Consider the following 22,684-nt stretch of genomic DNA (forward strand, 5'->3'; position numbering starts at 1 on the left):
ATAATATCTTTGCAAGACCGCGTTGCATTAAAAATGTAACTTTTAAAGCAGACAAAGTCTTATAAATGAGGATAAAGCAACTATATATATTCCTTTTCTTTATTTGGTTCGGGAGCACAATAATTGCATCGGCAACAGATAAAGCGGATTCTTGGACTAAAGAAAAGGAAAGTATAGTCCATGAGGTCATCTCCACTTTTCACAACAGCCTCGGTTTCGACTATCTGACCCGGGAGGAGTGTGACTCGCTGAATGCCGACGGCCTTTTGTCCCAATTGGATGAATCCCAGCGCTATTACACCTATTTCGAACTGGAAAGGATACTTATAAAATCCTCCCTTTTCCGTGGAGAAATCCGTATGGCCATTGCCCAGAGCGACCAGATGTACTCCAAAGCCCGCGCGCTTGCCTACCCCTTCGGCAATGCCCTGGCGCTGAATGCCATGGGAGAGGTGTACAGCTATACCGGCAGGCTTCGGGAAGCCGGTGCCGCTTACGAAGAGTCTTTGAGACTGCTGGATGGGATGGACGGGGAGGATGTGCATATCCGCATGCTACTGGTGGAACTGATAGATTATAACCTGCGCATACGGAATGTAAACGGTGCCTCGCGTTATCTTGCACGTCTGAACCTCTATCCGGAAGACCGGCTTTCTCCGCTGGAGCTGGCCATGCGTCACATCTCCAATGCTTCCTGCCAATTATTCAAGGGTGACTTGAAGGCCGCCAGCCATCATCTGGTACAGATAGGCCAGCTTGAAGCGCAACTGATTCCGGAGATACGGCAATACCTTCTGATTATAGATGCCCGTTATCTGGTGGCCACCGGAGAGCATGAGGCAGCCTTGACCGCCTACAATGATTTCCTTCAAACCGAATATGCCCGGATAAACCATAACATCTACAAGGAAGCTCTGCTCGAAAAGGCGGATTTACTGGTGAAGATGGGGAACAAGGAAGAAGCCTACGGACAGTACGGCAAGGTCTTTTCGTATATCAAGACTTCGTTCGAGAAGAACTATCCCAAGGAGATAGACCGGCTCTGTACCCGTTTCCAGGCCGACCAACTGGCCTACCAGAACGAACGCGACCGCATTGTATCCATGCGTTTCTATCTGGCAGGCATCATTGTGTCCGTACTGTTTCTGATATTCCTCCTGGTGTTGGGCTGGAAGAAGATATTCCGTTTGAAGCGTTCCCAGATGCGGCAGGAGGCGATGAAGGAGAAAGCGGTGCAAGCCATACAACGGAAGAATATGTTTCTTTCGAACATGAGCCATGAGGTACGTACGCCGCTGAATGCCATTGTCGGATTCTCGGCGGTACTGACGGATGAGGACGAGTCATTCGATGACGAATCGCGCCGGGAATTCTCCGAAATTATCAAGGTGAATTCCTTTCAGTTGCTGAAACTTATCAATGACATTCTGGATTTCTCGGATTTCGAGAATGACAATATAACCTTCAACATCCGCACGCATGATGCCGTGAAGTTGTGTAATGAGGTCGTGGAGACCGTGATGGCCTCGCGCAAGCTGGAGGTTGAAATGCGTTTTGACACGGATTTGTCCGTCCTGATGCTGGATACGGACGATGCGCGCCTCCGCCAAGTCTTGATAAACCTGCTGGTGAATGCCGCCAAGTTTACGGAACAAGGCTCCATCGTGCTGGAACTGAAGATGGCTGATGCCGGTACGGCACTTTTCTCCGTGACGGATACCGGATGCGGCATTCCACCGGAGAAGCAGCACTTGATTTTTGAACGCTTTGAAAAGCTGAATGATTTTGTGCAGGGAAGCGGACTGGGTCTTTCCATCTGCCAACTGATTGTGAAATATATGAACGGCAAGCTGTGGGTGGACAGTGGGTATACCCGTGGCGCGCGTTTCTGTTTTACGCATCCTTTGAAGTATAATCCCGCATTACACGGAGGAACGGCGCAATGAAACGAATACTGATTCTCATCCATGTTTTGTTTTGCGGATATATCTGTCCGCTGCTGGCAGAAGACACGGGGGCTGTCCGGTATCAGGACAGCATCCTGAAGGTTGCCGATGCCCTGCCGGCCACCCTTGTCCGGCTGACGTATCTCCGTGACATGGCCTACAAGCACCAGTATGCTCCCTATAACATGACTTTTTCCACCCGTCTGTACGAGGAGGCGCGGCGGCAGAAGAACGCTTTCTATGAGAATATGGGCGCTTACTATCTGGCGGCATGTTATGACAAGAAACACGACCCGGACAGTCTGTCGTATTGGGTGGATGTGCTGAAGGATTTTGTCTCCCAGGTAGGCACTTACGATTATTATCTGGAGCAGAAGGCTGCCATCAGCCGCGCCCTGGCTTCCAAGAGACAGATAGAGAAAGCGGTGTATGTGGCTAAGGAGACGTTGGAGGAATCAAAACTCCGCCATAGCAATAACGGGATGATAGCGGCGTATAACAGTCTGGGGTGTGCCTACGGAGTGTCCAGCCGCCCGAATGAGGCACTGGACGCTTTCTTGGAGGCTTACCGGAATTTCTCTCCCCAGACAAAGACCAGCCTGAAAGTGGATATACTGTCGCGTATTGCCCAGGTATACGGCAATGGCGGTAAAGACAGCCTGAAGCTGCCCTATTTGCATGAAATGGACATGACGTTGCAGACGGTTATTTCCAAAGAACCCGAGACAAGGAAAAACTGGAGCAATTTCGAGATTGACTGCGAAGTGAAGTATATCCTGCACTACATGAACCGGAAGAACTTTACAGTGGCGCACGAGCATATCGAGAAAGTAAAGAAACTGCTTGAACCGCATGTAGATCCCGTCTTCTGGCTGAATGTCCAGTTGATACAGCTTCAATACTATGCCAAGACCGATGAGTATGACAAAAGCATCGCATTGATAGACGAGGTGACCCCTACGGTACTGAACAACTACGTTTCCACCTTTGCCACTTTGATAAACTACAAGGCGAGTACGCAATATGACAAGGGGGACATTGACGGGGCCATCGAGACCCGGCGCTACCTCATACGCAAGCAGGATTCGCTGAACAATGCCTTCTCGGCCAACCAGTTGAAGCAGGTGAAGGAGATTTACCACATTGACGAGCTGTTGTTGGAGAAGCAGAAGATTCAGGACATGAATTACCGTATAGGATTTATATTCCTGGGCGTCTGCCTGCTGCTGATGCTGCTTTTCTACTTGTATACGCGCTATGTCTCCGGAAAGATTGCTGTCGTAGAGAAGAAGACGGCTGAAGCCGCTTTGCAGGCAGAGACGGACAACATCGCGAAGGAACGTCTGAAATCGGAAATCAGCCATGATATACGTACTCCGCTGAATGTGGTGGTGGGCTTTGCCGAATTGCTGACCGGAAAGGAGGAGCTGGATAAGGAGACTAAGAGGGAATACGGGCAGATGATTCAGACCAATGCGGAAAGTCTGCTGAATTATGTCAACAGCATTCTGGAGTTGTCCCGCTTGGAGTCCGGCAAGATTCAGTATGAGGACGAGGAGTGTGACATTATTCAGTTGTGCAGTGAGGTGCTGGATAAAGTGAACGGCCGTGAGGAGAGCACTGTGTCTGTCAGCCTGCAGACCGACCTCAAGGAACAGCTTGCGAGGACAGACCGAAGGTGGTTCGATACATTGCTTGTCAGCATGCTGACTCCGTCAGAGAATGACACTGCCCGTTATGAGGCGATTATCCGCATCAGACGGGACCGCACTAGGTCGGCCCTCTATTTCGACGTGGTCAACGCCCCGTTTGCAAAGGTACATTTTGAGAATAAAACGAGCTTGATTCGCCATGAAATCAATGCCCATTTTATTCATTATTTTGGAGGTATCTACAAGGTGCAAACCGAAGCGGAGGAAGGCCCTACTATTTCGTTCACTATTCCTTGTCGAGATTGATGCGGACGATGCCGCCGTAGGGCGTCAATGCGTCGAAGGCTTCTTCGGCTTTGAGGATTCCGGCATAGAGTTGCGCGCAGATTAATACGCCGCCATGTGCGAAGATGGCAACGCGTGTATAGGGCTTCTTCCTCAACTCGTCCAGAAACTGGCCGACACGTCGGTATTGCATGGCAAAGGACTCTCCACCGGTAGCTGCCACGTTCATGTAGTCGGCATACCATTCCTGCAGGCGTGGGTCTTCATTCTGCTCGAACGGCTTCATCTCCCAGTCGCCAAAGTTGATTTCCATAATCCGTTTGTCCCGTTCTGCATCGGGATAGCCGCAATAGGTGGCGAGGCGCACGCAGCGGGTCAGGGGACTGGTGTAGACGTGGTCGAACGGAAGGTATGCCTTCAGGTTTTCTGCTGTCACGGCGGCTTCCGCTTCAAACGTGGGTTTCAGGGGAACATCGGTCTGTCCGTAGCATACGCCCGGAGGAACATCTACCGAAGTGTGTCGAATGAGTATTACTTCCATCTTTAATTTTCAGTTGTTAATTTATAATTAGAATAAGGCTTCCCAAGTAGAAGGACAGTTCGCATAGCAGGAAAGTGGCCCCGCAGCAGTCACCCGTATATCCTTGTAGGCGCCGCTTCATCAATCGGTAGAGCAGGAAGAAGGTGAGCAGTGGGAAGAGGGTGGCAATCCACAGCTTTATAGGCAGCAGCAGAACGAAAGGAAGCAGGCCGCAAAGAAATCCGGCCAGTAACTCGTGCCGGCTCATGCGGTTGTAGACGGTCTTGCTTTTGCTGTCTTCCTCTTTCCGGGCATAGGGCAGGTAGTTGACAATCTGGGAGGCACAGAACTTGGACCAGCAGTCACCGCAGAGCACAAGGATGCAGAGAAGTCCCAGTGGCAGGTGATGAAGTTGGAGCAACAGCAGGAAATAGCATATCAATCCGATGACACCGTAGCTTCCGATGTGGGAGTCCTTCATGATGGCTAGAGTCCGTTCGCGGGTGGTGCCGCCGCCAAAGCCGTCGAGGAAGTCCGCCAGCCCGTCTTCGTGCAGGCATCCGGTGACAAGCAGGCGTGCGATGAGGGCAAGAATCCATGCCAATGACACCGGCATAATCTGTCCGGCAAGCCACAGCACTGCCGCCATCACGCCTCCCGTCAGCCAGCCTACAAGCGGCCAATAGGGAACCACATGCTTGAAACACTCTGCCGGTACTTCCTTGATTTTCCAGAAGGGCAGTCGGGTGAGCATTATGAATGCAGCCAAGACATTGTTCATGTTAAAAGTATTTAGTGATGGAGGCATGTGCAAAGTTATCCATTTCATTGAGCATCCGCACGGCCGAGTCGACAATAGGATATGCACAGATGGCCCCTGTTCCTTCTCCCAAACGCAGCCCCAGATTCAGCAGCGGACGGGCATGCAGGGCGTCGAGCACCAGTTTGTGGCCCGACTCGTCTCCGCAGTGTCCGAAGATGGCGTAATCCGTCACTTCCGGGTAGAGCCTGGCGGCGGCAAGCAGGCAGTTGGTCATGATGAATCCGTCAACAAGGATAATCATCCTCAGCTCGGCAGCTTGCAGCATGGCGCCTATGGCCATTACCATTTCCAGTCCACCAAAGTAGCGGATGATGTCCCGGGGAGAGCCGTCGCCTTTGTAATTCTCCATAGACTGTTTCAGCACTTCGTATTTGTGGCGGATGCCCGCGCTGTCGAGTCCGCTGCCTGCGCCGACACATTGTTCCAGAGGAATGCCGGTAAAGCAGGTCATCCACAGGGAGGATGAAGAGGTGTTTCCGATACCCATTTCACCGAAGCTGAGGACATTACTGCCTTCTTCGTGGCATTGGCGCACCACCTCGGCACCCCGTTCCAGGCACATCTCCATTTCCTCTTCCGTCATGGCTGCCTCGTGCAGATAACTCCGGGTGCTTTTGCGCACTTTCATATTGATGATGCCTTTCTCGTAGGGGAGGTCGTAGCCTACTCCTGCATCTACTATTTTCAGGGTAAAGCCGTGCTGCCGGCAGAGGAAATTGACACCTGCCCCTCCATGAAGGAAGTTGCTGATTTGCTGCCAGGTGATTTCCTTTGGAGACAGACTGACACCTTCTTCTACAATGCCGTGGTCGGCGGCGAAGATAATGTTTTGCGGATGTTTCAAGGCGGGGGATAATGTCTGTTGTATGAGTCCGATTTGGAGTGCCAGTTCTTCTAAAATGCCCAATGAACCTTTGGGTTTGGTCAGGTTGTTGATTTTGTCAATCAATGCGGGACGGATTGACTCATCCGGGCGGGTGATATGAAATGTTTTCATCAGTCTGTTGAATTTTAATTGTTTGTTGTTTTATGAATGAGTGTTTTTTACGGTAAGTGGGATGCCGGATACCATCAGTATCACTTCGTCGGCACGGGCGGCTACATATTGGTTCATCCAGCCTTGCATGTCCGTGAACTTTCGTTGCAGTTCGTTCTCGGAAGTTCCTCCCATACCTATTTCATTGGTTACAAAGATGAAGGTTGCGTCTTGTGCCGTGAAGCGGTCGAATTCCGCCTTGGCAGCGGCAAGTGCCCGGTCGGTATCAGACTCGAGGGCGAAGAAGAAATTGGTACACCACAGGGTGATGCAGTCTATCAGGACAACCCGCCCCTCCAGCCGGTGGCGGCTGAGTTCTTTCTGCTCTTCGATGTTTGTCCATTCCGGTCCCCGGCGTTTCTGATGCCGGATTACCCTCTGGTGGAATTCTTCGTCCCAAATGCGTGCTGTGGCAAGATAAACGGGAGTGGGAGAGAGCTCGAGTGCCAGCTTTTCCGCATAGGTGCTTTTGCCGGAACGTGCTCCTCCGGTGATGAGTATGATTCGTTTCATTGGTATTTAGTCTGTATTTTGAAAGAATATCTTTGTTTTCCCGAGCAAAAATAGGAAATATTTGACGAAACGTTTGTTTTTTTAGGAAGGAATTTATTAACTTTGCCACCGTTTTTAAGGCATGACCTTGGAAATGTTTATGCGGCAGTAGCTCAGTTGGTAGAGCATCAGCTTCCCAAGCTGAGGGTCACGAGTTCGAGTCTCGCTTGCCGCTCCTCCATTTAGAGTTAGGCAGTTGCATCACAGCGGCTGCCTTTTTTTAAATATCGAGGAAAATGTTCGGGTCAAGCCATTTTAAACGTAGGAAAAACTTTAAAAAACGAAATAGAATGGCAGTAGAATTGAAAGACCTTACCAAACGTAGTGAGAACTATTCTCAGTGGTACAACGAGTTGGTGGTAAAAGCCGATTTGGCAGAACAATCGGCTGTACGCGGCTGTATGGTGATCAAGCCTTACGGATACGCTATCTGGGAGAAGATGCAACGTCAGTTGGACGATATGTTCAAGGAAACGGGACACGTCAACGCTTATTTTCCCTTGCTTATTCCGAAATCATTCCTCAGCCGTGAAGCGGAACATGTGGAAGGCTTTGCCAAAGAGTGTGCCGTCGTGACGCACTATCGTTTGAAGAACGATCCGAATGGCGGCGGTGTGGTGGTGGACCCTGCTGCAAAACTGGAAGAAGAGCTGATTATCCGCCCCACTTCCGAAACCATCATCTGGAACACCTACAAGAACTGGATCAATTCATACCGCGACCTGCCTATCTTGTGCAACCAGTGGGCAAACGTGTTCCGTTGGGAAATGCGTACCCGTCTGTTCCTCCGTACCGCCGAATTCCTCTGGCAGGAAGGACACACGGCACATGCCACCCGCGAGGAAGCCGAAGAAGAAGCGGTAAAGATGCTGAATGTATATGCCGAGTTTGCCGAAAAATACATGGCGGTGCCCGTGGTAAAGGGCGTGAAGTCTGCCAACGAGCGTTTTGCCGGTGCCCTCAACACCTACACCATCGAAGCGATGATGCAGGACGGAAAGGCTTTGCAGAGCGGTACTTCCCACTTCTTGGGACAGAACTTCGCCAAGGCGTTCGATGTACAGTTCGTCAATAAGGAGAACAAGCTGGAGTATGTTTGGGCTACCTCCTGGGGTGTTTCCACCCGTCTGATGGGAGCGCTTATCATGACGCATTCCGATGACAACGGTCTGGTACTTCCTCCGCACCTGGCTCCGATACAAGTAGTCATCGTACCTATCTACAAGAATGCGGAGATGCTGGCTAAGATTGACGAGAAAGTAGCAGGCATTGTTGCCAAGCTGAAGTCAATGGGTATTTCCGTGAAGTACGACAATGCCGACAACAAACGTCCGGGCTTCAAGTTTGCCGACTATGAGGTGAAGGGTGTTCCCGTTCGTCTGGTGATGGGTGGCCGCGACCTGGAGAACAATACAATGGAAATCATGCGTCGCGATACACTGGAGAAGGAGACGCGTTCCTGCGAGGGTATCGAAGAGTACGTGAAGGATTTGCTCGAGGACATTCAGGCAAATGTCTACAAGAAAGCGCTCGATTACCGTAACAGCCGCATCACCAGCGTGGACAGCTACGAGGAATTCAAGGAAAAGATTGAAGAAGGCGGCTTCATTCTGGCTCATTGGGACGGGACTACCGAAACCGAAGAGAAAATCAAGGAAGAGACCAAAGCAACCATCCGTTGTATTCCTTTCGATTCATTTGTTCCGGGTGACAAGGAACCGGGCAAGTGTATGGTTACCGGCAAGCCTTCTGCCTGCCGCGTGATTTTCGCACGTTCCTATTAATAATACCCACCCCGGATTACGCGGATTAACACAGATGATTTTAGGAGTTCTGATAATCAGAAACTTTTATCTGTGTCAATCCGCGTAATCTGGGGTGATTGTATATCTTGATACGTCCTCTCGGTTTTAAATTTATAGAGTTATCTCTCATCATGAATTGATGAACAGCTATTTATATTGCTTCAGAAATTCTGAGATTGTTTTGCGTACAGTTTCCGGAGATTGTTTTGAATGAAGCATTGCTGCAATGACAATCCTATTCTCATCAATCAAATAATATATCACGTTAGGGGAAAGTTTTAAATGACGGACAGTAATGTTGTTAAATAGAGTAGAAAAATCACTGTCTATAATTCCTATATACGGATGTTTTGCTAAAAGATTTACTTTGTCTTGTATCTTTTGACGTGTTTTCTGTGCCGTCAACATGCCAAAATTATTCTCTACATAAATAAGTATCTCTAAAAAGTGCTCATAAGCCAACTTAGACCAGACTATTTCCATCCCATGCGTTCATTTATCATACTCTCTATTTGGGAGTTTGATATACAGTGTCCTGCTTTATTCTCTTCTAAGGCAAATAGAAGGGCTTCAGCCAAAGCATCTCGGGGAATACTGTTGATAAAGTCGTCCATCGGTATGGCTGATTGATGATAAGTTGCCATCATCGGTTCTTGTGCCGTTTGTTTGGGAGAGTCCTGCTCTTTATATGGTTTAATTTTACCCATTGCTTTTATTTTTAATCAAAGGTAAACTGAATAAATGAAAACTCCTAATATTCAATCCATTTATTTTCCACTGCATCAAAGCCAACCAATCTACATACTTTTGTAACCTCCTTCACATCTTCTCGTAACAACTTTCCCTCATTTTTGCAGCGTAAAAAAAGAAAGGAGGCCCGAATATGAAACTGAACAGAAATGACTATACCGTAGAGGCGGCAGCCGGCGGTGGTTTTTACGCTTATTTTATGAATAATGTGTTGTGCAGCGCCTACGGTGAAACGCCTGACGAAGCCTGCGAAAACCTGGAACAGATTGTTGACGATTTTGTCAGTGATATGTATATGGTCGAGGAATTTGTCTGATGCTCCGGCATCATATGCCGACCGAATTATCCTTTTTACGTATTTATTCCATAAATTCTCTTGAAGTCATGTCTGCGCGATGCCGGTGTGACTTTTGTCATTTATAACCGAATTGTCACATTCTTCACATTCTGCCGTAACACGGAGGTGCGATATTTGCATCAACTAAATGCAACGTCATGTGCTGCATGTGTTTCAACAGTAATTTGTAAATCATCAAGTCGTCCCAATGAAAGTCCTTTTTATCGTTCAAGGAGAAGGCCGCGGGCATCTGACCCAAGCCATTACAATGGAAGAGCTGCTGCGTCGCAACGGTCACGAAGTAGTGGAAGTGTTGGTGGGCAAAAGCAATTCGCGCTGTCTGCCCGGTTTCTTCAACCGCAGCATCCAAGCTCCGGTGAAACGTTTTCTCAGTCCCAATTTCCTGCCTACGCCTGCCAACAAGCGGGCAAGTCTTGCGCGTAGTGTGGCCTATAATCTCACCCGTTTGCCCGTCTATCTGAAAAGCATGCACTATATACACCGCCGCATCGAGGAGAGTGGTGCCGAACTGGTCATCAACTTCTACGAACTGCTCACGGGGATGACCTATCTCTTCTTCCGTCCTTCCGTTCCTCAAATAAGCGTCGGGCACCAGTACCTGTTCCTGCACCGCGATTTCGAGTTTCCCGGTAAGAACGGCTTCCATCTGTGGCTGCTCCGCCTTTTCACCCGCCTCACGTGCATAGGTGCCCGCGAAAAGCTCGCCCTTTCCTTCCGCGAGATGGAGGATGACGAAGAAGCGTATGTCCGCGTGGTTCCGCCATTGCTGCGGAGGGAGGTGCTGTCGTGCGAAGGTACGGAAGGGGATTATCTCCACGGATACATGGTAAACTCCGGTTTTGGCGAGAATATCCTCCACTGGCACAGTGCCCATCCGGAAATACCCCTCCACTTCTTCTGGGACAAGCAGGACGAAGCCGAGGTGTGCCGTGTGGACGACACCTTGAGTTTCCATCAGCTCGATGACGTCAAGTTCCTGCGCTACATGGCAGGCTGCAAGGCCTATGCCACCACTGCCGGCTTCGAGTCGGTCTGCGAGGCGATGTATCTGGGCAAGCCTTTGCTGATGGTTCCGGCGCATATCGAGCAGGACTGTAACGCCTACGATGCATTCCGTAGCGGTGCCGGTGTCATCTCCGAGGAGTTTGATTTGGAACGTCTGCTGGACTTCTCGGAGCATTTCCACCCGAACATGGCTTTCCGCTATTGGGTGCGTAGCTGCGACTGGCGTATCCTGCGCTGTATAGAGAGGGAAGAGAAAGAGGAAACCTTTTTCGGGGTTTCCTCTTCCTGCCGTCCTTTCTTTCCGGCGACTTAAATGTTCACGTTCATCGCATTGGCTCCCAATGCCCCTAAGATGGCAGAGGCTACTGCAATTACGACTTTCAGAATTTTATCCCAGATACTTTTTTTCATGCTATATACGTTTTAAAAGTTGAACATACGAATCGGTAGTAAAATCAGTCATACTTATCCCAACGGATTTTCGCCCTGGTCTCCGTCCGAACCGCCTCCGTCTCCCGAGCCGGAACCGCCGCCGGAGCTTCCTCCTTCACCGTCTCCCTTGTTCACCAATGCCTCCAGGTCGTAGAAGTCAATCTTCTGCCCGGCACGCGTGGCGGCGATGTCCGGTCTTACGGTGCTGGAAGGCCGGAAATTGATTTTCACCGCTTTGATGTTCTTGGCGGTGCACTCCTTTACATCCAGTACGCCTGCCGTACGCGCCGACAGGCTGAATACGCCGAAGTTCTTGATATTCACCGACTGGCCGCTGTAGAGGGTTGTTATCATGGCCTCCACAAAATTGGTCAATACACTCTGGATGTCTCCCAGTGTCAGCGAACTCTTCTCTTTCATCACATACGCAATGTCGTCCAGCGTCGCATTGTCGCCCAGTGTCACCAGCTGCGGGTAGAACTTTGCCACCGCATCTGCCTTTCGAGGATCTTTCCTCGCAATCTTCTTGAATGGTACTCCCATAAACAATTAAATAATTAAAAATTAACAATTAGAAATTAAAGTTCCGTATTGCAATACTCTTCTCTTTCTCCTTTAGGGGGGGGGAAGAGGGGTGCTGCAAAAGTACTCCTCCGGCTTTTTCTGCTCATGGCTTTCTTCGGGTTACGCCGTCTCTTTCCCGTTTCCTTTCTGTTCAGGAAAAGTTCTTCGTCCGATGCCCGTTTATGTCTGTATACGCTTGGTCATACCGCTGATATTCAGTATCTTTATGGTGTAATAATCAACCAATAACATAAGGAATGAAAACAGAAAAAGAAAAGAGGGAAGAGGAGGAGGAAGACCTTCGTCCGTTCCGCATCCACGCCTATTCGAAGGAGGAGCTTGCCATGCTCTACAACCCGACTTACTGCATCAGCAATGCCATCTATACCCTGGCGGCATGGATACGCCACAACAAGGCGCTGAAGGGTGAGCTGGAGAAGGTGGGCTACAACAAATACCGGCGCACCTTCACTCCTCTGGAAGTGAAAGTGCTGGTGAAGTATCTGGGAGAGCCCTGACAGGATGCCGGCCGGAAATAGGGAAACCTTGTAAAGAAAACGCCAATATATGTAAAGCCCCGTAACAATATATGTTGTCATGCACAACAATATATGTTACGGGGCTTCTCTCTTCTCCTCGAATGCCGGTTACTGATATAGCTGGATGTCCACTACCTCATATTCGGTCGTCTCCTGCTCGTTGGTCCGTGTACCGAATCCGTATTTTTCCAGTGCCTGCACCAGTACCAGCTGGGTGTGCGGGTTCACCTGCACTTTCCCGAATATGCTGAGCTTGGTCAGTATGACGCTGGCAGGGAGCCATTTTATCTGCAGGTCCTCGGGCAGCGGTTTGCGGAAGAAGACGAAGAGGTTCTCCTCCACGGGGTCTTTCATGCGGTGCCGTTCGTTGTGCTTGTTCAGCTGTTCTATCTCCTCGCCCTCGTACCAGTATCTGAATCCGTCTTTCAGCAAGGCGAGCGCCTGGGCGTAGATGCCGGGATGGTTCACCGGGGTGTGGTAGTCTATGCCGGTGACGGTGATGGGGAGGAAACGCCGGTTTCCACCGATGTCCTGCAGGCACTGCCGGTTGTTGGTGCTCGCGATGAAGGAGCAGTGGCGGGGCAGGGTGAAGGCTTCGATGTCGTAGGCCTTGCGCTGCGTCACGTTGTCCTGCGCGATGATTCGCTTCAATGCTGCCAGCTCGCCGGGCTTCACGCCTTCGAACTCCTCCATGTTGATGATGATTCGCGTGGCGAGCAGGCGGGCATCGTCCTTGTTGCTCGGGTCTATTATGCCGTTGTAGAAGTACTCTTTCCACTCGGGCGGCAGCAGGCGCCGAATCCAGCTGCTCTTTCCCTTTCCCTGCTCGCTGTAGAGGATGATGACGAGCTGGTTCATGTCCTCGTCGCTCAGTGCGCAGGCCACCAGGCCCACTATCCACCGTTTGAAGCCCTTCTGCCATAGCTCCCGGTTCTCGGTCGTCAGGGTGTCGGCCAGCCGGGCGATGTAGTCCGTCCCGTCCCAGGGGGGAAGCGCGTACAGATAGTCGGTGTAGGGGTTGAACTCCTTGGCGTAGTTGGAGTCTATCACGGCTCTGAGGAAATTCTGGTAGCAGGAAATGCCGGCCATCTGCAGGTCTACGAATATGGTGTTGTAGTCCTTTCCGCGCATGGGGCGGTAACCTTTTCCGGCATCTGCCGACAGGGCATAGGGCATGAATTCGAGGCGGTCCAGGATGAGGTTCCTGCGGATGCCGTAGTGCTCTTCCAGAAAGCTCATCACTTGGTTGATGACGGGCTTTTTCTCTTCCTTCTTTGTAGCGGCTTCGCTGGTCTTGTCGGTATAGATGTAGGCATTGTGCAGGGGAGATTCCACGTCGGGATACTCTTGTCCGAACTCGTTTTTCGCCAGTCTGATGGCTGTCTGCTCGTCCAGGCCCTTGCTGTAGCATTTGTTGCCCAGGGCGAAGAGGAAGTTGTCGCGGTTGCCTGCCCGGAACCTGGTGGTGCGCTTCACGGCGGTCACGGCTTGGGAGAATATCAGCTTCTCCCAAGGCTTTGCGTCCTGCGGCGTGGCGGCAGAGGAGGCGGGGAGGGGGTGTACCGTTTCGACGGGCGTCTTCTTTGGGCTGTTCTCCTTCTTCGCAGGCGGGATGATGCGTGCCGGCAACGGGGAAATCTGTTCCAGCAGTGCGGCATTGATATAGGCATGCGGGTCGAAGGACATGAAGTATCCTCGCGAGATGTCCTTTCCGCTTCCGTCCACCTCTACTCCGAGAAGGGCCTCGTAGTGCTCTTTGGCGGCGCTGTACAGCTTCAGGTGTATCTCCTCGAGCGTGGCGTAGGTCACCTCGCCCTGCCGGAGACGGTCATACAGACGCCGGGTGTATTCCGTCTGCATGAAGACGAACAGCTTGTAGCCGTGCCTTTTGGGGGAGAGGAAACTGCCCAGGGTGTGCGGGTCTTCGTTGATGAGGGTCCGGGTCTGCTCCAACTGTCCTTCTTCCAGGTCGTCGATGTCGAGCGTGATGACGGGGTTGTAGCGGGTGATGCTCGGTGCGAGCCTTCTTTCCCGGTAGTTGGCCGTGAGGGTCCTGAAGGGAAGCTGCTTCTTGACGTGGTTGGCTTCCTCCACCTTTCCCTGCGCCACGAGGCTGGCGATTTTGATGATTAACTTGGCATGCTTGCCGTTTCTTATGTCAGCCATGTCCTGCGTGAAGGTTGTCTCCCCGCTGACGGCGCTGAAACCACGGTAGGTGGTAACTGGAATGTTTTCCATTCTACTTGTATTAAGTTTGCCTTATTGGCGGCGCAAAGATGCCGCTTATTTCCTTAGGAAGCAAAAACGGCCATCCGCAGTGGGACAGCCGTTTTTTTACAATTTGAATTCCTTGGTCCGTTTTACTCCTTGGGATATAGCTCATTGAAGAGCTTATATATCTCATCCTCAATGCAATCGGGGTTCAGCGTATTGCCGCTTCCGTCCGCGTCCATAAAGTTTACAAGTAGATGCAGCAGCTTGGCGAAGGGGCTTACGCCCTTCAGTCCGTGTTCCTTTTGGGGATTTATCAGCAGTGGGATGAAGGGTGTCAGGAAAGCCTTCCGCTCCTTGTATTCCACGGTTAACGACTTGTGTTCTACCATAGAAAGCAGGTCGATGGCCACTTGCACCTCTTTGCTCTCTTTGGTGTACAGCACTTGGTAATCTCTCCCTTTGATTTGCATCACGCTAATTGGCGTTTTTTTGTTCTCATAACTACAATTTGAAAATATAATTTTATATTAAGTTAACGAATCGGGTGCAAAATTAATAAAAAAGAGAAGTCTGTGCACTATGTATTACACGGATTGGCACGGATTTTTGTAGTTTCTGTGCGTATCACTTTTGTGTATGTCCGTGCGTATCATCCTTTTGTTTCCGTGAGTATCCGTCACTCAGAACGTAGCGAAGAATTCTTCTCTGTGCTCCTCTGTGCCAATCTGTGTAATCTGTGGTGCCCCTCTCCGTGAACAAGTGAAGCGTGTGTGTAGTCTGTATGTATAGGGTGAGGTACCGGAACCTATGGTTATATATGTAACACACCCTTTCTTTAAAAAGATAAGAAATGACGCGCGTGCGCGTGTATCTTACCTAATAGGCGTAATTCTTTGATATATAGTGTGATGATGTCTGCATTAAAAAAGATTATCATTTTATCAATCAGAATATTTTGTACTTTCATTTCTTGACGTTACCTTTGCGTTCATTAAACGGAACGTGTTATAAAACATTTCTTTCATCATAAACGTTTCGTTGATAACGGCTTATCGCAAGATAGCTTGAATATAACTATTTCGTCGCCTTCCTTCCGAGATGGTGGAGGGTTTTGAAATAAAATGAATGCATATAGCCTATTTAAAGTAACCGCATTACATTACTTGACCGGGAGGTACTTCGCTACTCCGGTGTCCCCCAATCATATTTTTTCGTGAACGAGAATGCAGAAATGCACTGGTATGCAGTGCGTGTCACCTATAGCCGAGAGCTTTTTTTCAAGGAATACCTGGATGCAGCGGGCATTGAAAACTATATACCCATGCGCTATGAGTATGTCGTGAGGAAAGAGCGCCGCCTGCGCAAGCTTGTTCCTGCGGTCCATAACCTGGTCTTCGTCCGCTCCACCCGTGAGCGTATGGACGAAATAAAGAACAAACCGGGCATGAATATCCCTATCCGCTATATCATGGACCGCGAAACCCGCCAGCCCATCGTCATCCCGGACTCGCAGATGCGCAGCTTCATCGCCGTGTCTGGCACCTACGACCAGGCTGTGCTCTACCTTGAACCCACCGAACTGAACCTCTCCCAAGGAACCCGGGTACGTATCACCGGCGGCATCTTCGAAGGAGTGGAAGGGGTGTTTGTGCGTGTGCGCCATGACCGGAGGGTGGTGGTAAACATCGAGGGGGTGATGGCGGTGGCGACGACGTTTGTGCATGCGTCGCTGGTGGAGGAGATAGGAGATAAGTATTCAAATTAGGGTTCAAGTGTGACAGACAGCGTGAAGTCCTGAATTATTCTCACAAGTTCTGGAATGAGGCCTTCTTATATAAAGGACGGCTGTTATCCAATCTCGAACAATCCAGGCGGAGAGGCTAGTCCGTCCCTTTTATAACCCAACGAAAGAACTCCCTGCATTTCGAAAGCGATGAGGGAGTGGAGATTGCTGCCGTATATCATATATAATCAGCATGGTGAAGCTGCAAGGTAGGTCCGCATGGGATTATCTTGGCGAATTTTTTACCGGAATTTTTAACGGTTGCAGAGATTTTTTGAGTCTGACATCGCCAAATATAGACTCGGTTGTATGCCAATAGTTAAAAATCAATCAAATTTGATAACATTTTTTGTGGGGTACTCATTTTGGTGCCTTATAAAAAGGAAATGCTCTAAATTGGGTATTAACTGTACTTGCATAATTTGTTTAAAAGAAAACCGCCTCTGGGTGGTATTCTCTATGCGATAGTCAAAATTTGATGCTAACTACCGATGCCTACTGTTTCTGAAAATAACAAGCGTATAGCTAAGAATACTCTCTTCCTTTATTTCCGGCAATTACTAGTGATGGCGGTTAGCCTTTATACTGTAAGGGTAGTATTGGCAGAACTGGGCGCCGAGGATTATGGTATATACAATGTGGTAGGTGGTTTCGTAGCTATGTTTTCCATTATATCTGGAAGTATGACTTTGGCGGTCAACCGTTTTATTACGATTGAAATCGGAAAGGATAATGTCTTGCAGGCAACCCGGATATTCTCAACCTCCGTGATTATCCTTTTGCTTTTCTCAATTCTGGTTTGTATCGGCTTAGAAACTTTTGGCGTATGGTTCCTAAATGCTCAAATGGACATACCAGACGGGCGTACTATAGCAGCCAATTGGGCTTTGCAGCTTTCGCTTTTAGCCTTTGTTATCAACTTGATGAGTGTGCCCTACAACGCTGTAATTATCGCCCACGAGCGGATGTCGGTTTTTGCTTTGATTTCCATTTTGGAAGTTACTCTTAAACTTGCTGTGGTTTTCGTACTTAAGTGGATACTACTCTTTGACAAGCTGATTACTTATGCATGCCTCACCACGTTGGTGGCACTTATCATTCGTACGGTGTATGCCGTTTATTGTAAGCGCCATTTTGAGGAGTCCCGTTTTAAGTTCACTTTCGACAAGGGATTATTGTGCGATATGCTGGGATTCACTGGCTGGGCTTTTTGGGGAAATTCGGTTATCTTACTCAAAGACCAGGGAGTGAACGTGCTGCTCAACTTGTTTTGTGGTCCGGTAGTGAATGCGGCGCAGGGCATCGCAATGCAAATCAATGCTGCAGTGTACAGTTTTGTATCTAATTTTATGATAGCGATAAGGCCGCAAATCATCAAGAACCATGCTTCCGGAAACTTTCAGGCCATGCATATCCAGATTATAAAAAGCGGGAAATTCGGTTTTTTCATAATGCTGCTCATCCTGCTGCCGCTTTGCGGTAATATTGATTATGTGCTTGGACTATGGCTGGTAGATGTGCCAGCACATACGGCAAACTTTGTCGTGCTGGTGTTGTTGTATTCCTTGTTGGACGGTATTTTAACTCCGATTGCAATAGGAGTTTTCGCTCAGGGTGAAATCAAGGCATACGAGATAGCTTTATGTATCATTTATGCAGTTAATTTCATTGCTTCATACGTGTGTCTTAAACTGGGTATGGCTCCAGAGACGGTCTTTGTGCTCAATATTGCTTTTAAAGCATGCGTGTTGGCAGATTTGCTGGTGCATTCCAAGGCGAAGTATGCTTTTCCTGTTCATGCTTTCTTGAAGCAATGTCTGCTACCTTCAGCGGTGGTTTTCGTCTTATCAGGAGCTTTTACTTATTTCATGCCGTGGGAAACACCAAATAGCTTTTGGGAATTTCTTCTGCACACACTGGCGATAATAATCTGTACCTCGTTGATGGCATTTGCTATAGGCATGACGAAAGGAGAGCGGCTCTTCCTAAAAAAAACTTGCGGGATAAGATTACAGTGAAATTATATCGTAAAATATAAATTCTCATCTAAACACACAATTAGTATGAAAAGAACCATTGAGTTGACCCGTATCGCGGTCGATGGAGACACTGTCAAGTATGAGATTCACGATAACACAGGACTTGGTCTGCTTCGGAAAGAAAAAGTGGAGGCTCAGATACAGTTCCATAATGCTGATGCTTTCGGTTTTGAGCCGGATAAATTGCCGGAGTCTGTACTAGCTTTACCCATTACGCTTTATCTGCTTCCAGTAACATTTTTCTACCATATAGAACTCATATTGTCATCCATAGACAATACTCTTTATCATAATATACCGACACTATATGCAGCTTATTCTCAGATGTATGGTCCTTTTAAGGAGGAATGGCGTGGAAAAATCGTTGCAAAAGAGATTGTTGCAAACCAGATGCCCGATGCAAGATATGACCATATTGTATTCTTCTCCGGTGGTGTTGATGCCATCCATGCAGGAATAAACAACCCTGGTAAACGGAATGTTTTAGTCAGTGTGCCAAGCATAGAGGTACATTCCAGAAACGAAGGTGCCTTACGGAATGAAAAGTTTGTTATGATAAAAGAGTTCTCTCGTGTTATAGGAAGCGATTGGCTTTTGGTTGCCAATGATTTCAACCAAGTTGTTTTCGATGATGAAATAGGAAGAAATGGTAAAATTACGAGGTACCTTAGGAACACTCTCCAGCTGAATACGGTAGCATTTAATCATTCAGGCTTTTGGGGAATGAGGTATATTCCCAATTTGTGCTCAGTGGCTCCTTTTGCATACGCTATGGGAATAAAAGAACTCATCATGGGGTCTTCTTTGATAGAAGATAAACTTGAACCAGCTTTGGATGGAACCAACCCATTGTTAACCAATGGGTTCAAGTTCGTAGGCATTTCTTTTGCGGAACAAGACGGGCTTTATACCCGGCGTTCCCAAAAAGTGAAAAATATAGTTTCTACTTTTAAGAACCAAGGCAAACATGTCAGGATTTGGGCATGTTTTGTAGACAACAGCGAACAGTGCGGTGAATGTGCCAAGTGCGTTAGGACGCAACTCAATATCCTTTGTACCGGAGAAAACCCGAAGGATTGGGGATTTGCTCGCTTTGATGAAAAAAAAGTTCTCGCAACTGGTGCGTTCTTACTGTTGGTTTGAAAATAGTATTGATGATGTATGGGGTATTATTGACTCCATAGACGACTCCCGTACTTATCCTTATAGTAACGAACTGCTGCATTGGCTTAAGCGAGTAGGTTATAAACGGTATTTCAACCGTTCCCGATGGATGCGCAAACTGATGTTGAACATAATTTTTAAGTTCAGTAAATATCCGCATTATATTTGTGTTGCTTGGCACAAAATGATAGGAAGATGAAAACGGCAATAAACTCGTAGAGCTGATTCTTATACATCCAAATTACAATCAAGATATGAAAGCAGGTTAAGAAAAATATAAAATAAAAAATATGGCTAAGGAAAAATTTTATACATCAGAGAGGAATGTACAAATCGTGTTGTCGTTGTTGAAAGCCAATGGTATTAGAAAGATTATAGCTTCACCGGGTGCTACTAACTTCACATTTGTAGGTAGTGTGCAAAATGATCCATTCTTTGAGGTCTATTCTGCTGTGGACGAACGTTCGGCAGCATATATGGCTTGTGGCATGGCGGCTGAAAGTGGAGAAGCTGTAGCTTTGAGTTGTACGGGTGCGACCGCCTCGCGTAATTACTATCCGGGATTAACAGAGGCTTTTTACCGCAAATTGCCGGTGCTTGCCATCACTTCGCACCAAGGGACAGATAGGATAGGACAACTTATTCCTCAGAACATAGACAGGCGTATTCTTCCGAATGACATAGCACGGCTTTCGGTAGAACTGCCAGCGGTCAAAGATTGCAGGGACGAAGACTATGTCGTGATGGAAGTTAACAAAGCCATGCTTGAGTTGCGCAGGAATGGAGGAGGACCGGTTCATATAAATTTGATAACAACCTACAGTCGTGATTTTTCGGTGAAAGAATTGCCTCATGTGAAAGTCATACGCCGCTTCCAGGCCTGGGATGAACTGCCTGTGCTGCCTGAGGGAAGAATAGGTATTTATGTGGGTTCTCATACACATTTTTCTGAAAAACAAAATAGGGCTATTGATCGCTTTTGTGCCACTTATGACGCTATAGTGATTTGTGACCATACGAGCGGCTATTACGGTAAATACAAGTTACTTCCGACGCTGGTCCAGTTGCAATCCGATATCACTTCACCATTCCCTCCATTGGATTTGATGGTTCACATCGGGGAAATATCAGCAGCTTCTTTCAACGATACAATCCCAGCAAAGGAGGTTTGGCGAGTAAGCGAAGATGGGGGAATTGCGTGATCCGTTTAAAAAACTGACAACGGTATTTCAAATGTCCGAAGAAATGTTTTTTCTGCATTATGGGAAAGATGGTTGCAATCGGCACGTTTTGATAGATGAATGCCGAGAACTGTTTGGTGAAATCTATGAGCAAATTCCTGAATTGCCTTTCTGCAATATTTGGACTGCCATGCAGCTATCTTCGAGACTTCCCAAAGGAGCGTTGTTCCACATGGGCGTTTCCAATACCCGGCGTTGTTGGAATATGTTCCAGTTGCCGGAAAGTGTTGAGTCTGCTTGTAATGTAGGTTGTTGTGGTATTGACGGTTGTGTCAGTACATTGGTCGGGGCTTCATTGGTCAATCCCGATAGGCTTTGCTATGTCGTAGTGGGTGATTTGACTTTCTTTTATGACCTGAATTCCTTGGGCAACCATCATATAGGGACGAATTTACGTGTTATGCTTGTCAATAACGGGAGGGGTACGGAATTTCGCTTGGGCATTCATCATTGCAATGTTTTTGGCGATGATGCCGACAAGTATATGGCTGCAGCTGGGCATTTTGGTAATAAATCTCCTCTGCTGGTTAAGCATTATGCTGAGGATTTAGGTTTCCACTATTTGTCTGCTACTACCAAAGAAGAATTTATGACTGCATTGTCTAATTTCACCAATCCACAGTTAAGTGATCATTCTATGATATTGGAAGTCTTTACTGACTCGAAAGATGAAAGCGAGGCTTTGTATCTGATGAGCCATATTCAAAGCGATGCCAAAGGCATGGTACGTAGTAAACTGAAAGATGCGGTAAGGAATGTGGCAGGAGAAAAAGGCATTAATGCTATAAAAAAAATTTTGAAAAAATAAAAGATGGAAACGTATTGTTGGTAGGAATAGGTGAGGCTACAACTACGGCTGCAAAGCCATCGGGTGTGGGACGGTGAATATCTTGGAGCAGGTAGATTTCACGTTTCTTTTTTGTAACTTGTGAAATTTGAATATATCTATATGAATAATAACTGTTTAACAAGCGAAAAGGTAGAAAATATTCAACTACTGATTCGCATTATTTAAGAAATAGTGCATATCTTAATAATTTCTCTTCCTCTTCATACCAATATAGGAGGAATATTACAATCCTATGCCTTACAGACTGTTTTATCTCGCAATGGTCATGATGCAATAGTTCTGAACAGACCATTTTGCAGTAAGCCCAGTGTTGCGAAAGTTCTAGTCAAGGCTTGTTGTAGATTGCTTAAGAAAATGCTTGGTCGTGAGACTGTACCATTGTTTTATGACTTCAAGCATTATAAAGAATATACTGTCATCAGTCAGCATACTGAGGCATTCATAGAGAAGAATATCCATTGTCGTTATTACAAACGCTATACAGATATACAGGAAGCGGATTGGGATGCTCTCGTGGTGGGTAGTGACCAAATCTGGCGGCGCAACTTCAATCAAAAGATTGAGAATGTATTTTTCGATTTTGCTTGGGACTGGGAAAATGTGAGACGGATTGCCTATGCTCCTTCTTTCGGACTGGATACTTGGGGATATTCAGATGTTGAAACGAAAAATTGTGCAGGGTTGGTGAAGAAGTTCAATCTTGTTACAGTACGTGAGGAGTCTGCAGTGTGGCTTTGCGAGAAGCATTTAGGCGTAAAGCCTATGCATGTCTTGGATCCAACGATGCTTCTCGATCGAAAGGATTATGAAGCACTGACATCAGAAGTTAAAGAAAAGTCAGATGGTGATATGTTGGTCTACTTGCTCGATCCGATGGAATCAAACCTTGTTACGGTAAAGGAGGTGTCTGCAGTGCTTCATCATAAACCTTTCTATGTATTCTCAAAGGTCAATGACACAAGTCTGCCACTCAGTGAACGTATACAGATTCCGGTAGAGAAGTGGCTAAAGGGTTTTCAGGATGCTAAGTTCGTGATTACAGACAGTTTCCATGGCTGCATATTCTCTATCCTTAATTCCGCAACACTATTATAAAATATTTTTTTTAAGTACCTGAGCAACAAAA

At 47.8% G+C, this 22,684-nt stretch carries 20 protein-coding genes, 1 tRNA gene and 1 pseudogene; 12 read left to right on the forward strand and 10 right to left on the reverse strand.

Annotated features, from left to right (window positions below; translation table 11 throughout):
• Positions 1 to 65: 65 nt before the first annotated feature.
• Positions 66 to 1,946, forward strand: a complete 1,881-nt coding sequence (locus DWY57_RS13400) for an ATP-binding protein (protein WP_119961920.1) — start codon at positions 66 to 68, stop codon at positions 1,944 to 1,946.
• Entirely contained in the window at positions 1,943 to 3,904 is a 1,962-nt protein-coding gene (locus tag DWY57_RS13405; protein ID WP_119961921.1) for a HAMP domain-containing sensor histidine kinase, read from the forward strand. Before DWY57_RS13400 ends, DWY57_RS13405 begins: the two co-directional genes overlap by 4 nt.
• On the opposite strand, the gene cobC is transcribed toward DWY57_RS13405, so the two are convergent.
• Genes cobC through cobU form a run of 4 tightly spaced genes read right to left on the reverse strand, consistent with a single transcriptional unit; the run spans position 3,885 to position 6,775 of the window.
• A complete protein-coding gene (cobC, locus tag DWY57_RS13410) occupies positions 3,885 to 4,424 on the reverse strand; it encodes an alpha-ribazole phosphatase (protein WP_117878124.1) in 540 nt (179 codons plus the stop codon). The genes DWY57_RS13405 and cobC overlap by 20 nt on opposite strands.
• A gap of 16 nt (positions 4,425 to 4,440) precedes the next feature.
• Positions 4,441 to 5,184, reverse strand: a complete 744-nt coding sequence (gene cobS / locus DWY57_RS13415; RefSeq protein WP_119961922.1) for an adenosylcobinamide-GDP ribazoletransferase — start codon at positions 5,182 to 5,184, stop codon at positions 4,441 to 4,443.
• Position 5,185: 1 nt separating this feature from the next.
• Complete coding sequence (gene cobT, locus DWY57_RS13420) at positions 5,186 to 6,223, reverse strand: nicotinate-nucleotide--dimethylbenzimidazole phosphoribosyltransferase (protein WP_119961923.1); 1,038 nt, start codon at positions 6,221 to 6,223, stop codon at positions 5,186 to 5,188.
• 30 nt (positions 6,224 to 6,253) lie between these two features.
• Positions 6,254 to 6,775: a bifunctional adenosylcobinamide kinase/adenosylcobinamide-phosphate guanylyltransferase gene (cobU, locus tag DWY57_RS13425; protein ID WP_119961924.1), complete on the reverse strand. Its 522-nt coding sequence runs from the start codon at positions 6,773 to 6,775 to the stop codon at positions 6,254 to 6,256.
• Between the two features lie 141 nt (positions 6,776 to 6,916).
• Between cobU and DWY57_RS13430 the strand changes: the two genes are divergently transcribed.
• A tRNA-Gly gene (locus DWY57_RS13430) sits at positions 6,917 to 6,989 on the forward strand.
• Between the two features lie 115 nt (positions 6,990 to 7,104).
• Entirely contained in the window at positions 7,105 to 8,598 is a 1,494-nt protein-coding gene (proS, locus tag DWY57_RS13435) for a proline--tRNA ligase (protein WP_005829226.1), read from the forward strand.
• Between the two features lie 168 nt (positions 8,599 to 8,766).
• Here the strand turns inward: proS and DWY57_RS13440 are convergent, their stop codons facing one another.
• On the reverse strand, positions 8,767 to 9,102 hold the full coding sequence (locus DWY57_RS13440) for a type II toxin-antitoxin system RelE/ParE family toxin (protein WP_005836958.1): 336 nt from the start codon (positions 9,100 to 9,102) through the stop codon (positions 8,767 to 8,769).
• Positions 9,093 to 9,326, reverse strand: a complete 234-nt coding sequence (locus tag DWY57_RS13445; RefSeq protein ID WP_008663499.1) for a hypothetical protein — start codon at positions 9,324 to 9,326, stop codon at positions 9,093 to 9,095. Before DWY57_RS13445 ends, DWY57_RS13440 begins: the two co-directional genes overlap by 10 nt.
• Before the next feature lie 176 nt (positions 9,327 to 9,502).
• Between DWY57_RS13445 and DWY57_RS13450 the strand changes: the two genes are divergently transcribed.
• A complete protein-coding gene (locus DWY57_RS13450) occupies positions 9,503 to 9,685 on the forward strand; it encodes a hypothetical protein (RefSeq protein WP_005829223.1) in 183 nt (60 codons plus the stop codon).
• A 229-nt stretch (positions 9,686 to 9,914) separates the two neighbouring features.
• On the forward strand, positions 9,915 to 11,045 hold the full coding sequence (locus tag DWY57_RS13455; protein WP_005836959.1) for a glycosyltransferase family protein: 1,131 nt from the start codon (positions 9,915 to 9,917) through the stop codon (positions 11,043 to 11,045).
• Here the strand turns inward: DWY57_RS13455 and DWY57_RS20930 are convergent.
• Both DWY57_RS20930 and DWY57_RS13460 read right to left on the reverse strand, forming a co-directional pair.
• Positions 11,042 to 11,143, reverse strand: a complete 102-nt coding sequence (locus tag DWY57_RS20930) for a smalltalk protein (protein ID WP_005836960.1) — start codon at positions 11,141 to 11,143, stop codon at positions 11,042 to 11,044. The genes DWY57_RS13455 and DWY57_RS20930 overlap by 4 nt on opposite strands.
• A gap of 54 nt (positions 11,144 to 11,197) precedes the next feature.
• Complete coding sequence (locus DWY57_RS13460; RefSeq protein ID WP_005829218.1) at positions 11,198 to 11,707, reverse strand: HU family DNA-binding protein; 510 nt, start codon at positions 11,705 to 11,707, stop codon at positions 11,198 to 11,200.
• Positions 11,708 to 11,985: 278 nt separating this feature from the next.
• On the opposite strand from DWY57_RS13460, the gene DWY57_RS13465 reads away from it, so the two are divergent.
• The gene (locus tag DWY57_RS13465) at positions 11,986 to 12,246 is read left to right on the forward strand and encodes a DUF4248 domain-containing protein (protein WP_005829216.1); all 261 of its coding nucleotides are present in this window, start codon (positions 11,986 to 11,988) and stop codon (positions 12,244 to 12,246) included.
• A gap of 129 nt (positions 12,247 to 12,375) precedes the next feature.
• Here DWY57_RS13465 and DWY57_RS13470 read toward each other — a convergent pair whose 3' ends face one another.
• Positions 12,376 to 14,505, reverse strand: a complete 2,130-nt coding sequence (locus tag DWY57_RS13470) for a VapE domain-containing protein (protein ID WP_119961925.1) — start codon at positions 14,503 to 14,505, stop codon at positions 12,376 to 12,378.
• Between the two features lie 122 nt (positions 14,506 to 14,627).
• On the reverse strand, positions 14,628 to 14,951 hold the full coding sequence (locus tag DWY57_RS13475) for a hypothetical protein (protein WP_005829213.1): 324 nt from the start codon (positions 14,949 to 14,951) through the stop codon (positions 14,628 to 14,630).
• A gap of 743 nt (positions 14,952 to 15,694) precedes the next feature.
• On the opposite strand from DWY57_RS13475, the gene DWY57_RS13485 reads away from it, so the two are divergent.
• The 5 genes and pseudogenes from DWY57_RS13485 to DWY57_RS13505 all read left to right on the forward strand — a co-directional run bounded on the left by DWY57_RS13485 (position 15,695) and on the right by DWY57_RS13505 (position 22,653).
• Complete coding sequence (locus DWY57_RS13485; protein ID WP_279387035.1) at positions 15,695 to 16,246, forward strand: UpxY family transcription antiterminator; 552 nt, start codon at positions 15,695 to 15,697, stop codon at positions 16,244 to 16,246.
• Positions 16,247 to 16,755: 509 nt separating this feature from the next.
• On the forward strand, positions 16,756 to 18,282 hold the full coding sequence (locus DWY57_RS13490; protein ID WP_119961927.1) for a lipopolysaccharide biosynthesis protein: 1,527 nt from the start codon (positions 16,756 to 16,758) through the stop codon (positions 18,280 to 18,282).
• 45 nt (positions 18,283 to 18,327) lie between these two features.
• The gene (locus DWY57_RS13495) at positions 18,328 to 19,446 is read left to right on the forward strand and encodes a hypothetical protein (RefSeq protein WP_243634687.1); all 1,119 of its coding nucleotides are present in this window, start codon (positions 18,328 to 18,330) and stop codon (positions 19,444 to 19,446) included.
• 311 nt (positions 19,447 to 19,757) lie between these two features.
• Positions 19,758 to 21,516: pseudogene (locus DWY57_RS13500) on the forward strand (thiamine pyrophosphate-binding protein).
• Positions 21,517 to 21,729: 213 nt separating this feature from the next.
• The gene (locus DWY57_RS13505) at positions 21,730 to 22,653 is read left to right on the forward strand and encodes a polysaccharide pyruvyl transferase family protein (RefSeq protein ID WP_165853608.1); all 924 of its coding nucleotides are present in this window, start codon (positions 21,730 to 21,732) and stop codon (positions 22,651 to 22,653) included.
• Positions 22,654 to 22,684 lie beyond the last annotated feature (31 nt).

Source organism: Bacteroides sp. AF25-5LB (assembly GCF_003602965.1).
In the GTDB taxonomy this organism is placed as follows: Bacteria; Bacteroidota; Bacteroidia; order Bacteroidales; family Bacteroidaceae; genus Bacteroides; species Bacteroides uniformis.

Bases quoted from the DNA above. Each gene is read 5' to 3' on its own strand.
- DWY57_RS13400 (WP_119961920.1), top strand. From the start codon at position 66: ATGAGGATAAAGCAACTATATATATTCCTTTTCTTTATTTGGTTCGGG.
- DWY57_RS13405 (WP_119961921.1), top strand. From the start codon at position 1,943: ATGAAACGAATACTGATTCTCATCCATGTTTTGTTTTGCGGATATATC.
- cobC (WP_117878124.1), bottom strand. From the start codon at position 4,424: ATGGAAGTAATACTCATTCGACACACTTCGGTAGATGTTCCTCCGGGC.
- cobS (WP_119961922.1), bottom strand. From the start codon at position 5,184: ATGAACAATGTCTTGGCTGCATTCATAATGCTCACCCGACTGCCCTTC.
- cobT (WP_119961923.1), bottom strand. From the start codon at position 6,223: ATGAAAACATTTCATATCACCCGCCCGGATGAGTCAATCCGTCCCGCA.
- cobU (WP_119961924.1), bottom strand. From the start codon at position 6,775: ATGAAACGAATCATACTCATCACCGGAGGAGCACGTTCCGGCAAAAGC.
- proS (WP_005829226.1), top strand. From the start codon at position 7,105: ATGGCAGTAGAATTGAAAGACCTTACCAAACGTAGTGAGAACTATTCT.
- DWY57_RS13440 (WP_005836958.1), bottom strand. From the start codon at position 9,102: ATGGAAATAGTCTGGTCTAAGTTGGCTTATGAGCACTTTTTAGAGATA.
- DWY57_RS13445 (WP_008663499.1), bottom strand. From the start codon at position 9,326: ATGGGTAAAATTAAACCATATAAAGAGCAGGACTCTCCCAAACAAACG.
- DWY57_RS13450 (WP_005829223.1), top strand. From the start codon at position 9,503: ATGAAACTGAACAGAAATGACTATACCGTAGAGGCGGCAGCCGGCGGT.
- DWY57_RS13455 (WP_005836959.1), top strand. From the start codon at position 9,915: ATGAAAGTCCTTTTTATCGTTCAAGGAGAAGGCCGCGGGCATCTGACC.
- DWY57_RS20930 (WP_005836960.1), bottom strand. From the start codon at position 11,143: ATGAAAAAAAGTATCTGGGATAAAATTCTGAAAGTCGTAATTGCAGTA.
- DWY57_RS13460 (WP_005829218.1), bottom strand. From the start codon at position 11,707: ATGGGAGTACCATTCAAGAAGATTGCGAGGAAAGATCCTCGAAAGGCA.
- DWY57_RS13465 (WP_005829216.1), top strand. From the start codon at position 11,986: ATGAAAACAGAAAAAGAAAAGAGGGAAGAGGAGGAGGAAGACCTTCGT.
- DWY57_RS13470 (WP_119961925.1), bottom strand. From the start codon at position 14,505: ATGGAAAACATTCCAGTTACCACCTACCGTGGTTTCAGCGCCGTCAGC.
- DWY57_RS13475 (WP_005829213.1), bottom strand. From the start codon at position 14,951: ATGCAAATCAAAGGGAGAGATTACCAAGTGCTGTACACCAAAGAGAGC.
- DWY57_RS13490 (WP_119961927.1), top strand. From the start codon at position 16,756: ATGCCTACTGTTTCTGAAAATAACAAGCGTATAGCTAAGAATACTCTC.
- DWY57_RS13495 (WP_243634687.1), top strand. From the start codon at position 18,328: ATGAAAAGAACCATTGAGTTGACCCGTATCGCGGTCGATGGAGACACT.